Raw genomic sequence first — 12,125 nt, forward strand, 5'->3', positions numbered from 1 at the left:
TCAGGCGATCTTCTTCAGGCCCAGCTTCTTCAGTTCTTCATCACGCAGTTCACGGCGCAGGATCTTGCCGACGTTGGTGGTCGGCAGCGCATCGCGGAACTCGATGAAACGCGGCACCTTGTAGCCGGTGACGTTTGCACGCATGTGCTCCATCACCTGCTCCTTGGTCACGGTCATGCCCGGCTTGACCACGATGAAGATCTTGATCACTTCACCGGATTTTTCATCCGGCACACCGATGGCCGCGCACTGCAGCACGCCTGGCAACGCCGCCAGCACGTCCTCAAGCTCATTCGGATAGACGTTGAAACCGGAGACCAGGATCATGTCTTTCTTGCGATCGACGATGCGCATGTAGCCGTCGGTCTGGATCAGGGCGATGTCACCGGTCTTCAGCCAGCCGTCACTGTCGAGGATCTCGTTGGTGGCGTCTTCGCGCTGCCAGTAACCCTTCATTACCTGCGGCCCTTTCACGCACAGCTCGCCGACTTCGCCCAGGGCCAGTTCAACACCGGCGTCGTCGATGATCTTGCACAGGGTCGAGGGCACCGGAATGCCAATGGTGCCGATCTGGTTCTGCTCGGCCGGGTTGACCGCCGCCACCGGGCTGGTCTCGGTCATGCCATAACCTTCGCAGATGGCGCAGCCGGTGATTGCCTTCCAGCGCTCGGCGACGCTCATTTGCAGGGCCATGCCGCCCGACAGGGTGATCTTCAGGCCAGAGAAATCCAGCTTGCGGAAATTTTCGTTATTGCACAGGGCCACGAACAAGGTATTGAGGCCGACAAAGCCGCTGAACTTCCACTTGCCCAGTTCCTTGACCATCGCCGGCAAGTCGCGCGGGTTGCTGATAAGGATGTTGTGGCTGCCGATCAGCATCATTGCCATGCAATGAAAGGTGAAGGCATAGATGTGATACAGCGGCAACGGCGTGATCAGGATCTCGCAACCTTCATTGAGGTCCGAGCCCATCAGCGCCCGGCATTGCAGCATGTTGGCCACCAGGTTGCGGTGGGTCAGCATCGCGCCCTTGGCTACCCCGGTAGTGCCACCGGTGTATTGCAACACGGCGACGTCATGGCGGTCTGGATTGGCTTCCTGAAAGGTTTTGCCACGGCCCTTGCTCAAGGCGTCGTTGAACTTGACCGCCTTGGGCAGGTTGTACGCCGGGACCATTTTCTTCACGTACTTGATCACGCTGTTGATCAACAGGCGTTTAACCGGTGGCAAGAGGTCGGCCACTTCGGTGACAATAACGTGTTTGACCTGGGTCTTGGGCACTACCTTTTCGGCCAGGTGCGCCATGTTTGCCAGGCAGACCAGCGCCTTGGCGCCGGAATCATTGAACTGGTGTTCCAATTCCCGCGCGGTATACAACGGGTTGGTGTTGACCACGATCAGGCCCGCACGCAGGGCACCGAACACGGCAACGGGGTATTGCAGAACGTTGGGCAGCTGCACGGCAATACGATCACCCGGCTGCAGGTCGGTATGCTGTTGCAGGTAAGCGGCAAACGCCCCCGACAACTCATACAACTCGCCGTATGTAATGGTTTTGCCCAGGTTGCTAAAGGCCGGTTTATCGGCAAAGCGCTGGCAAGACTGCTTCAATACCGCCTGAATATTCGGATACTCATCAGGATTGATTTGCGAGGCAATCCCGGCTGGGTACTTATCCTTCCAAAAGTTTTCGATCATGGAAGCCCACTCCTCCAGCAACAGCGAATTCTTCACCGCAGTCGATGCGATTATTATTGATATAAGATTACGGTTTATTGCAAACCTGATAATCAGAAGCGGGCCGAGAGTAGCAGCTTTGCCAAGGGCCGCCTAGAGCTAAAGTAGCCCAGACAGTCACGGAAATGACTCTTGATAATCACGTAGTCATTTTTAGAGTAAAAATTCTAAAGATTCAAGTTTCAAGCCACAAGCTACAAGCTGGCCGGGCTTGCGGCTTGTAGCTTGTAGCTTGTAGCTTGTAGCTTGTAGCTTGCAGTTCCCTCAGGCTATATCCCGAAGCTCCCTGCGCAGAATCTTGCCCACTGCCGTCATCGGCAGCGACTCGCGCAAGACAATATGCTTGGGCACCTTGTAGCCGGTGAAGTTGGCCTTGCAGTAAGCCTTCAGCTCTTCAAGGCTTACCCCGCCCTCGCGCGGCACCACGAACAGCTTCACCGCCTCGCCCGAACGCTCGTCGGGGATGCCGATCACCGCGCAACTGGCCACTTGCGGATGGCTCATCACCACTTCCTCGATCTCGTTGGGGTACACGTTGAAGCCCGAGACGATGATCATGTCCTTCTTGCGGTCGACGATGCGGGTAAAGCCGTCCGGATCGATCACGGCAATGTCGCCGGTCTTGAACCAGCCTTCGCTGTCCAGCGCCTCGGCCGTCGCCTCGGGGTGCTGCCAGTAACCCTTCATCACTTGCGGGCCCTTGATGCACAACTCGCCGCGCTCGCCGAAGGGCTGCTCGACACCCGCATCGTCAATCACCTTGAACGCCGTGCCCGGCACCGGAATGCCCACGGTGCCCAGGCGTGCCAGCTGGCCGTAAGGGTTGGTGCTGGCTACCGGCGAGGTCTCGGTCAGGCCGTAGCCTTCGACAATGCGGCAACCGGTGATGCTCTCCCAGCGCTCGGCGGTGGCACTGACCAATGCGGTACCGCCGGAGTTGGTGACCTTCAACGCCGAGAAGTCGAGGTTCTTGAACTCTGGGTGGTTCATCAGCGCGACGAACAGGGTGTTGAGCCCGAGCAGCCCGGAGAACTTCCACTTCTTCAGCTCTTTGACAAAGCCGGCGATGTCGCGCGGGTTGGTGATCAGCACGTTGTGGTTGCCGGTAACCATCATGCACATGCAGTTCGCGGTAAAGGCATAGATATGGTAGAGCGGCAGCGGCGCGATCATCACCTCCTGCCCGTCCTTGATCAGGCGCTGGCCATCGGCACCGTGCTGGGAGAAACACGCCAGCACCTGGAGCATGTTCGCCACCAGGTTGCCGTGGGTCAGCATCGCGCCCTTGGCCAGGCCCGTGGTGCCGCCGGTGTATTGCAGCACGGCGATGTCATCGAGGCCCAGCGCAACCGGCTTGAGCGCCTGGCCGCGGCCCTGGGCCAGGGCGCTCTTGAATGGCACCGCCTGCGGCAGGCGGTAGTCCGGGACCATCTTCTTGACCTTGCTGACGATGGTGTTGACCAGCCAGCCCTTGGCCGTCGGCAGCATGTCGCCCATCTTCGCCTCGATGAGGAACTCGATGCCGGTGTCGGGCAGCACCTCCTGCACCAGCTTGCCGAACATGTTCAGGTACACCAGCGCCCGGGCGCCGGAGTCCTTGAACTGGTGGCGCATTTCGCGGGCGGTGTACAGCGGGTTGGTGTTGACCACGATCAGGCCGGCGCGCAAGGCGCCGAACACCGCGATGGGGTACTGCAGCACGTTGGGCATCTGTACCGCGATGCGGTCGCCCGGCACCAGGTCGGTGTGCTGCTGCAGGTAAGCGGCAAAGGCCGCAGAATAGCGTTCGAGTTCGGCGTAGCTCAGGGTGACCCCGAGGTTGCTGAACGCCGGGCGGTCAGCAAACTTCTTGCAGGAGCGTTCGAATACTTCGACCACTGACTTGTAAGCATTTATGTCAATTTGCGAAGGAACCCCTGCCGGGCGCTTGTCATTCCAGAAATCAGCTTGCATCTATTATTGTCCTCATACCTGAGCCGATCCGGCCCCCTTGCCTGCTTGGCGAAGAAGGTGCTCTGCCGACGTTAGCAGGTATGTCGCAGGTGGCAAATACGCCAAGCGCTGTCATTAACATTGTGAATCTTATTGCTGATGACCCTGCGATCCTGTCCCTGGGTTATACACTGTGCTGACTTACCGAGTTGCGCGCACAAGGACCCGCCATGCACCACGACGCGTTCTGGCTCCCGGCCAGCGATCACTGCAGCCTCTACGTTTATCAATGGCTGCCGGCCTCGCCGATCAAGGCGGTGGTGCTGCTGGCCCACGGCATGGCCGAGCACGCCGGGCGCTACCAACGCCTGGGCGAGGCCCTGAGCAATGCCGGCTATGCCCTGCTCGCCCACGACCAGCGCGGCCATGGACGCACCGCCGAACTTGGCACTTTAGGCCTGTTCGCCCGACACAATGGCTGGAACAGCGTGGTCAACGACCTGGCCCTGCTCAGCCAGCACATCGGCCAGCAGTTTCCGGGCACCCCGGTGTTCCTGTTTGGCCACAGCATGGGCAGCTACATTGCCCAGGCCTACCTGATGCACCACGGCGCCAGCCTGCAGGGCGCGATTCTCAGCGGCTCGAACTTCCAACCGCCCGCGCTGTACCGCACCGCCTGCCTGATCGCCCGCTTCGAAGCCTGGCGCCAGGGCCCGCTGGGCCATAGCGCGCTGATCGAGTGGCTGTCGTTCGGCTCGTTCAACAAGGCCTTCAAGCCCAACCGCACGGCGTTCGACTGGCTCAGCCGCGACAACGACGAAGTCGACAAGTATGCTGCCGACCCGTTGTGCGGCTTTCGCTGCAGCAACCGTTTGTGGATCGACTTGCTGATGGGCCTTGAGCAAATCAGCCAGCCACGCAACCTGACGCAGATCGATCCGAACCTGCCGATCCTGGTGATGGGCGGCGAATGTGATCCGGTCAGTGCCGGCAAGCGTCTCAAGGATCTGGCCGGTGCCTTGCGCCTGGCCGGCAATCAGCATGTGCAGTTGCAGCTCTACCCCCAGGCGCGGCATGAGCTGCTCAACGAAACCAACCGTGACGAGGTCACGGCCGCCATCATCGACTGGCTGGAGCAGGCCCTGGCCATTGGCCGCCCCGCCCGCAGCGAATGATCGGCCGACCCGCACGCCAGAAGGAAAGCCAAGCATGACCCAGGTCACCAACACCCCGTACGAAGCCCTTGAAGTCGGCCAGACCGCCAGCTTCAGCAAAACCGTCGAAGAACGTGACATCCAGCTGTTCGCGGCGATGTCCGGTGACCACAACCCGGTGCACCTGGATGCCGAGTTCGCCGCCAAGAGCATGTTCAAGGAGCGCATCGCCCACGGCATGTTCAGCGGTGCGCTGATCAGCGCCGCAGTGGCCTGCGAGCTGCCCGGCCCGGGCACCATCTACCTGGGCCAGACCATGAGCTTCCAGAAGCCGGTCAAGTTCGGCGACACCCTGACCGTGCGCCTGGAAATCCTCGAGAAACTGCCGAAGTTCAAGGTGCGCATCGCCACCCGTGTGTTCAACCAGAACGACGAACTGGTGGTCGATGGCGAGGCCGAGATCCTCGCCCCGCGCAAACAGCAGACCGTCGAGCTGGTCAGCCCGCCGCCTATCACCATCGGCTGATGCCTACAACTCGGCCAGGCGGCGCTCGATAAAGCGCCGCTCGGGGCCCTGACGGGTCAGCTCGAGGGCACTGCGATAGGCCTCGCGGGCGTGATCCAGGCGGCCCAACTGGCGGCACAGTTCGGCGCGGGCCGAATGGGCCAGGTGATAATCCTGCAACTGGCCACGGGCCAGAATTGCCTCCACTGCCGCCAGCCCCGCCTCGGCGCCATCGCGCCGGGCCAGAGCCGCTGCGCGGTTGAGCTCGATCACCGGTGACGGCCAGCGCTGCAGCAGCACATTGTACAAACCGACGATTTCATCCCAGTCCGTTGCCTCGGCACTGGCAGCTTCAGCGTGCACGGCCGCTATCGCTGCCTGCAGGCTATACACACCAAACTGCTGACTGCGCAGAGCTTGCTGCACCAACTGGCAACCTTCAGCTATAAATGCACGGTTCCACAGGCTGCGGTCTTGCTCATCAAGCAGTACCAACTCCCCCTCGGCGTCGCTGCGCGCCTGTTGCCGCGAGGCCTGCAAAAGCATCAAGGCCAACAGCCCGAGCACCTCCGGGTCAGGCAGCAGCTGCTGGAGCAAACGCCCCAGGCGGATCGCTTCATCGCTCAGGTCGTGGCGCATCAGGCTCTCACCCGACGACGCCGAGTAGCCCTCGTTGAACACCAGGTAGATCACCCGCAATACGCTATCAAGGCGCTCCGGCAGCTCGGCCAGCGACGGCACCTGGTACGGTATGCGCGCATCGCGGATCTTGGCCTTGGCCCGCACGATGCGCTGGGCGATGGTCGCCGGGCTCTGCAAAAAGGCGCGGGCGATCTCTTCGGTGGTCAGGTCACAGACTTCGCGCAAGGTCAGCGGCACCTGGGCATCGGCGGCCAGCGCCGGGTGACAACAGGTGAAGATCAGGCGCAGGCGGTCGTCCTCCAGTTCTTCGTCATTCACCTGAACCTCCTCTTGCGCCTCCAGCGCCTGTATCAACTGCACCTGAGAACGGTCGAAGCGCGCACGTCGGCGCAGGCTGTCGATGGCCTTGAAACGCCCGGTAGACACCAGCCAGGCCCGCGGGCTTGCCGGAATGCCGTCGCGTTGCCAGCGCTCCACGGCAATGAAAAACGCCTCGTGCATGGCCTCTTCGGCCAGATCGAAGTCGCCCAACAAGCGAATCAGCGTCGCCAGGATGCGCCGCGACTCCTGACGGTAGACGGCCTCCAGTTGCGCCCGTACCTGTGCCAGCGCTGCCATCAGTCGGGCATCTGCGTGGTCACCAGCGCCACCAGGCGATCCAGGCTCTCACCCCAGCCCCGGTGAAAGCCCATCTCTTCATGGGCCTGGCAATCGGCGGCACTCCAGTGCCAGGCGCGGGCGGTGTACTGGGTCTTGCCGTGGACATCGTCAAAGGTCACCACAGCGGTCATGAACGCCTTGTTCGACGGCACCCAACCCGGACCGAAGGCATCGGTGAAGACGATCCGCGCCGGCGGCACGATCTCCAGAAACACGCCCTGGTTCGGGTATTCGCTGCCGTCCGGGGCACGCATCACCGTACGAAACAAGCCGCCCACCCACAGCTGCATTTCGCATTCCGGCGTGGTCATGCCGTTGGGCCCCCACCACTGGGCCAGCAGTTGTGGCTCGGTCCAGGCGCGAAACACCTTGCGCCGCGGCGCATCGATCAGGCGCGTCAACGACAACTCATGCTGCGCCTTGGGCGGCTCGGGGTGTAAAAGGCTCATCGTGTTGTGCTCCTTGGGTTCAGGGTTGCAAGTCGCGCACCGGCCGCACCTCGACACTGCCGACTCGCGCTGCGGGAATGCCCTTGGCAATGTTCAACGCCTCGTTGAGGTCGCGGGCATCGACCAGATAGAAGCCGGCCAGTTGCTCCTTGGTTTCGGCAAACGGGCCGTCGGTCAGGCTCATCTGCCCGCCGCGTACACGCACGGTGGTCGCGGTCTGCACCGGCTTGAGCGCCTCGGCGGCGAGCATCCGGCCGCTGCCCTGGACCGACTCGGCATAGGCCATGCACTCGGCGTCGGCCGGGCTTTCAGGCAGGCTGTGCAGCAGACTTTCATCACAGTAGACCAGGCACAGGTATTTCATCGTCGTCTCCACCGCTGGGGATACTATGGCGGCAGTTCGCACCGCCTTGAAAAGCGCGATTCGGCATAACTTTCGGGGTTTTCAGCTCAAGGCTTGAGCGAGAACAGCGCGGCACCGGATTCCATGTCGAACGGTGCCGACCAATGCTCATGAATCACCTTCCACTGCCCGTCGATGCGCTGGTAGCCAACGGTCGCGCGCATATAGCAGCCTTGATCCTCACCGCCTTCGCTGCTGGCCGGACCACAGCGGTTGAGCCAATGGGCCAGGGCCAGTTCCGGGGTGGCGTGGATCTGCAGTTGCTCGATTTCGAAGATCATCTCGCCGGGGCAGTGATCCATGCAGGCCTGCCAGTGGGCGCGATAGGCGGCCTTGCCCTGGAACTGCAATTGCTGGATGGCATCGAAGGCGCGAATGTTCTCGGCGTAAGGCGCGGTAATGGCCTCGACATCGCGCGCGCGTACGGCGGGAAGCCACTGCTCGATGAGTTGGCGGATTTCGTTCTCGGCGGCACTGTTCATGGTCGTGTCCTCTGTGCGATAGGGCGCCGGATGACTCGGCGCGTTCACAGATGGTCGAATGGCAGTGGTTGAAATCGACAGGCTAGGGAAATGGATAACCCAGCAACCTCAATTTCGGGACTAAAAAAAGAGCCCCTTGCGGAGCTCTTGGCGTTACTGCGCAAGAAAACTGTCGCCGGAGCGCTTGGCGCGTTTGGCGGCGTGTTTTTCCTTGGCGGTTTTCAGTGGTTTTTTCTTCGTCATCTTTTTTGCATCCAGACCTTTCATCGAAGATCCTCCTGCCTGACGGCACCTGCGCACCGGTGTCCCGAATCATTATAGACCCGGGGTAGCCGCAGGCACGGCAAGGATGAACTCGCGGTAACCGGAAAGGATCACGTAGCCAGCAAAGTAACAGAAGATGCCCGCCGACAGCAGGTACGACCAGGTCAGCAGGCGGTCACCCAGCAGGCGCCCGCCATGACTGGCAATACCGCACAACGACAGACACCAGATCAGCCCGGCGGCAAAAAAACCGCTAAGAAACAGCCCGGCCTCAAGCAGGCTGCCGCCCCCTGAACGGGAAATCAGCACCCCGCCGACCGCAGCAAACCAGAGGATGGCGCTGGGCGAGGACATGGCCAGGAAGATCCCGCGCAGGAACTCGCGCCAGCCCGATTCGATCACCATTGCGCCGGGGGTCTGCAGATGGGTGTTGCCGCGCAGCGCCGCCAGCAGCATCTTGATGGCAAACCATACCAGCAACACCGAGCCGCCCAGCCACAGCACCCAGCGCACCGTTTCAAATTGCAGCAGCACGGTCATCCCGGCCAGCGCCGCAATGGCATACAACAGGTCACCGACACAGGTACCCAGCCCCAGCCAGAAACCCTGCAAAAAACCCCGCTGCATGGCCAGGGTGATCATGGCGATATTGGCAATGCCGATATCCAGGCACAGCGACAAACTCAGCAGAAATCCGTTTGAAAAAGGCATCGACGTTCCGTAACCGCGGTTGATGGCAGGCGCTATTAAAACGGTTTTCTGCTGGCTGTATTAGAAGAGATTGCCTTTATTCAGGCTTGTCATTTTTATCAACCGATCAACTCAGGATTTTTCAATCGCCCGCCAGCACCTGCGCATACCGCTGCCGGTCAATGTTCGCCCCGCTGAGGATCACCGCCACCCTGCGCCCCTGCTGGCGCTCGCGCTCCTGGATCAGTGCGGCAAGGCCGGCGGCGCCTGCGCCTTCGGCGGTGTTGTGAGTGTCTTCGTGGTAGATGCGCATGGCCCGGGCCACTTCTTCGTCGCTGACGCGCACGATGCGTGCGGCATGCTGGCGGATGATTTCAAAGGCTTCGGGCAACGGAATGCGGCAGGCCATGCCATCGGCGAAGGTGTTGGCCGTGGCGGTGGTGACGATGCGGCCCTGCTCCAGGCTCTGGGCAAAGGCGTCGGCGGCGCTGGACACCACGCCGACGATCTCGGTGCGCAGGCCCAGCAGGTTGCGCGCCTGGATCAACCCGCAGATGCCCGAGCCCATGCCGATCGGCACGTAGATGCAATCCAGCTCGCGCACGGCTTCCAGCAGCTCCAGCGCGTAGGTGGCGACGCCACGGATCAACTCGGGGTGAAACGGTGGCACGCTTTCGTAACCATGCAACTGGGCCAGGCGTGCTGCCTCTTCGCGGGCCTGGTCAAAGTCGGCGCCGTGCTCGATCAGTTGGGCGCCCAAAGCGCGCATCGCCGCGTTCTTTTCCAGCGAGTTGCCCTCAGGCACAACGATGATGATCGGCAGCCCGGCATTGCCCGCAGCCAGGGCCATGCTCTGGCCGTGGTTGCCACGGGTGGCGGTGACCAGGCCGCGCACCGCCGGCTTTTGTGCCCGCAGCCACTGCACATACATCAACCCGCCGCGCACCTTGAAGGCGCCGGTCGGGGCATGGTTTTCATGCTTGACCCAGACTTCGCAGCCCAGCCGCTCGGCCAGGCGCGGCCAGGCGTACTGAGGGGTGGCGGGTACGCTGGCATGAACCAGGCGGGCAGCTTCGCGCAGGGCTGGCAGGTCGAACATGGAGCACCTCGGCAGGATCGGATTTGACCTGATCCTAGTCGCCGCGCATTGTATGGGTAAATTCCTATATTGCATGGCCAACAATAAATGTGGACCCCTACCCTCTGCGACGATGCCCAGCCGCGCTACCTGGCCCTGGTCGATGCAATAGCCATTGCCATCGAACGCGGCGAGCTGAAAGTCGGCGAACGCCTGCCGCCACAACGGCGCCTGGCCTGGAACCTGGGGCTCAACCCGAGCACCACCCAGCAGGCCTACCGTGAGGCGGCGGCACGCCATTTGGTTTCGGGTGAAGTCGGCCGTGGCACCTATGTGCTGGCCGGCAGCAAGGAGGCCACGCTGTTTCGCCTCAAGCAGCGCGACGTGCAATCGAGCCTGATCGACCTGTCGACCAACGTGCCGGTGATCGAGCCGGCCAACCGCGACAGCGAAAACACTTTGCAGGCGCTGCTTGAGGAGGGGCTGGCGGCTTGCCTGGATCACTACCTGAGCGCCGAAGAGTTGCTGCGCGCTCGCGTGCACGGCGCCGCCTGGCTGGCCAACCGCGGTTTGCAATTGAACGAGCGGCAATTGCTGCTGTGCGGCGGCGCCCAGCAGGGTTTGTTCACGGTGTTGCTGTCGCTGTGCCAGCCGGGTGAAGCAGTGCTGGTCGAGGCCCTTACCGCCCCCGGCATCAAGGCCGCCTGCCGGCAATTGCGCCTTCCCTTGCATGGCATCGCCCTGGACGATCAGGGCATTGTTGCCGACGACCTCGACCGGGTCGCCAGGGCCACCGGCGCGCGGGTCATGGTCCTGACCCCGAGCCTGCACAACCCAACGGGTGCGTGCATGAGCAGCGCCCGCCAGCAGGCGATTGCCGAGGTGGTCGCGCGCCATGACCTGCTGGTGATCGAAGATGATGTCTACGGCGCGCTCACCGACCAACCACCGCTATGGCGAATGCTCGGTGAGCGCGGCCTGTTGATCAGCAGCCTGTCGAAAACTGTGGGCGCCGGCCTGCGCCTGGGCTGGATTGTGGCTGACCCGCTAGTGTTGGAACAGATTGATCCGCATGCCCAGGCCACTCACTGGCAGGTGTCGCCGCTGAACCTGCAGATCGCCTGCCGCTGGATCGCCGATGGCACCGCTCAAAGGCGCCTGGCCTGGCAGCGCGAGGAAATCACCCAGCGCTGGCGCCTGGCGTGCAAGGTGCTCAGTGGCCACCTGCTTAACACCCGCCAGCCGTCGCCGCACATCTGGGTCAAGGCCGGGCTCAGCGCCGCGCGCTTGGTCGAGGCCTGCCGGGCCCATGGCGTGGCGGTGGTGCCAGGCGAGGTGTTCGCGGTAAAACAGCATGAGCTGGCGGCAATCCGTATCAGCCTGTCGGCCGCTGGCAGCCGCGCCGAACTCAAGCAGGCGCTGGAACAAGTGGCCAAGGCACTGGAGGCCTGATGAGCACGCACGCGTTCTATACCGAGGCACAAACCTGCCTCGCCGCACTCGACCCACAGTGGGCTGCGCACATCGAGGCGATTGGCCCGTGCCTGCACCAGCCCAAACCCACCCGTGACCCGTATCAGGCACTGGTGCGGGCTATCGCCTATCAGCAACTGCATGCCAAGGCCGGCGATGCGATCCTCGCGCGCTTTCTGGCGCTCTACCCGGGAAGCGCCTTTCCCAGCCCCGAGCAGGTGCTGGCGACCACCCCGGAGCAATTGCGCGCCTGCGGCTTTTCAGCGAGTAAACTGGCAACCATCCAGGGCATCGCCCAGGCGCGCCTCGACGGCCTGGTGCCGGACTATCAGCAGGCTCTGATGCTTGAAGACGAGGCACTGATCGAACGCCTGGTGAGCCTGCGTGGCGTGGGCCGCTGGACCGTCGAGATGTTGCTGATCTACACCCTGGAGCGCATGGACATCCTGCCGGCCGACGACTTCGGCGTGCGCGAGGGCTACCGCCGCTTGCAGGGCCTGCAAGGGCAACCGACACGTCGGCAGATGATCGACCTGGGCAAGCACTGGAGCCCCTACCGGACCGTGGCCGCCTGGTACCTGTGGCGAGTGCCGGCCACTCGAGTTTGAACGCAAGACCCGGAGTTTTTCCGCAGCGCCAAAGCCGTAGCCTGAACC

The 12,125-nt window shown here is 62.5% G+C and carries 12 protein-coding genes; 4 read left to right on the forward strand and 8 right to left on the reverse strand.

The window, feature by feature from the left end; genetic code table 11:
- Positions 1–1,698 (reverse strand): long-chain-fatty-acid--CoA ligase FadD1, encoded by a 1,698-nt coding sequence (fadD1, locus tag UB48_RS00160; RefSeq protein WP_045193416.1) that lies wholly within the window; start codon positions 1,696–1,698, stop codon positions 1–3.
- Between the two features lie 303 nt (positions 1,699–2,001).
- On the reverse strand, positions 2,002–3,690 hold the full coding sequence (gene fadD2 / locus UB48_RS00165; RefSeq protein WP_045193417.1) for a long-chain-fatty-acid--CoA ligase FadD2: 1,689 nt from the start codon (positions 3,688–3,690) through the stop codon (positions 2,002–2,004).
- A 209-nt stretch (positions 3,691–3,899) separates the two neighbouring features.
- On the opposite strand from fadD2, the gene UB48_RS00170 reads away from it, so the two are divergent.
- Both UB48_RS00170 and UB48_RS00175 read left to right on the forward strand, forming a co-directional pair.
- Positions 3,900–4,844 (forward strand): alpha/beta hydrolase, encoded by a 945-nt coding sequence (locus UB48_RS00170; protein ID WP_045193418.1) that lies wholly within the window; start codon positions 3,900–3,902, stop codon positions 4,842–4,844.
- Positions 4,845–4,878: 34 nt separating this feature from the next.
- Positions 4,879–5,349: a MaoC family dehydratase gene (locus UB48_RS00175; RefSeq protein WP_045187560.1), complete on the forward strand. Its 471-nt coding sequence runs from the start codon at positions 4,879–4,881 to the stop codon at positions 5,347–5,349.
- Positions 5,350–5,352: 3 nt separating this feature from the next.
- Here UB48_RS00175 and UB48_RS00180 read toward each other — a convergent pair whose 3' ends face one another.
- From UB48_RS00180 to UB48_RS00205, 6 genes are all read right to left on the reverse strand, one after another.
- Positions 5,353–6,588, reverse strand: a complete 1,236-nt coding sequence (locus tag UB48_RS00180; protein ID WP_045193420.1) for an RNA polymerase sigma factor — start codon at positions 6,586–6,588, stop codon at positions 5,353–5,355.
- Positions 6,588–7,079 (reverse strand): SRPBCC family protein, encoded by a 492-nt coding sequence (locus tag UB48_RS00185; RefSeq protein WP_045193421.1) that lies wholly within the window; start codon positions 7,077–7,079, stop codon positions 6,588–6,590. Before UB48_RS00185 ends, UB48_RS00180 begins: the two co-directional genes overlap by 1 nt.
- A 19-nt stretch (positions 7,080–7,098) precedes the next feature.
- A complete protein-coding gene (locus UB48_RS00190; RefSeq protein WP_045193422.1) occupies positions 7,099–7,443 on the reverse strand; it encodes a YciI family protein in 345 nt (114 codons plus the stop codon).
- Between the two features lie 86 nt (positions 7,444–7,529).
- Positions 7,530–7,964: a nuclear transport factor 2 family protein gene (locus UB48_RS00195; protein ID WP_045193423.1), complete on the reverse strand. Its 435-nt coding sequence runs from the start codon at positions 7,962–7,964 to the stop codon at positions 7,530–7,532.
- A gap of 315 nt (positions 7,965–8,279) precedes the next feature.
- Positions 8,280–8,939 (reverse strand): LysE family translocator, encoded by a 660-nt coding sequence (locus UB48_RS00200; protein ID WP_045193424.1) that lies wholly within the window; start codon positions 8,937–8,939, stop codon positions 8,280–8,282.
- 121 nt (positions 8,940–9,060) lie between these two features.
- Positions 9,061–10,017 (reverse strand): threonine dehydratase, encoded by a 957-nt coding sequence (locus UB48_RS00205; protein WP_045193425.1) that lies wholly within the window; start codon positions 10,015–10,017, stop codon positions 9,061–9,063.
- Positions 10,018–10,104: 87 nt separating this feature from the next.
- Between UB48_RS00205 and UB48_RS00210 the strand changes: the two genes are divergently transcribed.
- Positions 10,105–11,448 carry a PLP-dependent aminotransferase family protein gene (locus UB48_RS00210; RefSeq protein ID WP_045193426.1) on the forward strand — a complete coding sequence of 448 codons (1,344 nt, stop codon included), beginning with the start codon at positions 10,105–10,107 and terminating at the stop codon, positions 11,446–11,448.
- A complete protein-coding gene (locus tag UB48_RS00215; protein ID WP_045193427.1) occupies positions 11,448–12,077 on the forward strand; it encodes a DNA-3-methyladenine glycosylase in 630 nt (209 codons plus the stop codon). Before UB48_RS00210 ends, UB48_RS00215 begins: the two co-directional genes overlap by 1 nt.
- The last annotated feature ends 48 nt before the right edge of the window (positions 12,078–12,125 follow it).

It is taken from the genome of Pseudomonas sp. 2(2015), from assembly GCF_000955865.1.
Lineage (GTDB): Bacteria > Pseudomonadota > Gammaproteobacteria > Pseudomonadales > Pseudomonadaceae > Aquipseudomonas.

What these genes read in the sequence shown, in the direction of transcription:
- fadD1 (WP_045193416.1), bottom strand. Translation starts at nt 1,698, where the DNA reads ATGATCGAAAACTTTTGGAAGGATAAGTACCCAGCCGGGATTGCCTCG.
- UB48_RS00215 (WP_045193427.1), top strand. Translation starts at nt 11,448, where the DNA reads ATGAGCACGCACGCGTTCTATACCGAGGCACAAACCTGCCTCGCCGCA.
- UB48_RS00205 (WP_045193425.1), bottom strand. Translation starts at nt 10,017, where the DNA reads ATGTTCGACCTGCCAGCCCTGCGCGAAGCTGCCCGCCTGGTTCATGCC.
- UB48_RS00195 (WP_045193423.1), bottom strand. Translation starts at nt 7,964, where the DNA reads ATGAACAGTGCCGCCGAGAACGAAATCCGCCAACTCATCGAGCAGTGG.
- UB48_RS00210 (WP_045193426.1), top strand. Translation starts at nt 10,105, where the DNA reads ATGTGGACCCCTACCCTCTGCGACGATGCCCAGCCGCGCTACCTGGCC.
- UB48_RS00175 (WP_045187560.1), top strand. Translation starts at nt 4,879, where the DNA reads ATGACCCAGGTCACCAACACCCCGTACGAAGCCCTTGAAGTCGGCCAG.
- fadD2 (WP_045193417.1), bottom strand. Translation starts at nt 3,690, where the DNA reads ATGCAAGCTGATTTCTGGAATGACAAGCGCCCGGCAGGGGTTCCTTCG.
- UB48_RS00185 (WP_045193421.1), bottom strand. Translation starts at nt 7,079, where the DNA reads ATGAGCCTTTTACACCCCGAGCCGCCCAAGGCGCAGCATGAGTTGTCG.
- UB48_RS00180 (WP_045193420.1), bottom strand. Translation starts at nt 6,588, where the DNA reads ATGGCAGCGCTGGCACAGGTACGGGCGCAACTGGAGGCCGTCTACCGT.
- UB48_RS00200 (WP_045193424.1), bottom strand. Translation starts at nt 8,939, where the DNA reads ATGCCTTTTTCAAACGGATTTCTGCTGAGTTTGTCGCTGTGCCTGGAT.
- UB48_RS00190 (WP_045193422.1), bottom strand. Translation starts at nt 7,443, where the DNA reads ATGAAATACCTGTGCCTGGTCTACTGTGATGAAAGTCTGCTGCACAGC.
- UB48_RS00170 (WP_045193418.1), top strand. Translation starts at nt 3,900, where the DNA reads ATGCACCACGACGCGTTCTGGCTCCCGGCCAGCGATCACTGCAGCCTC.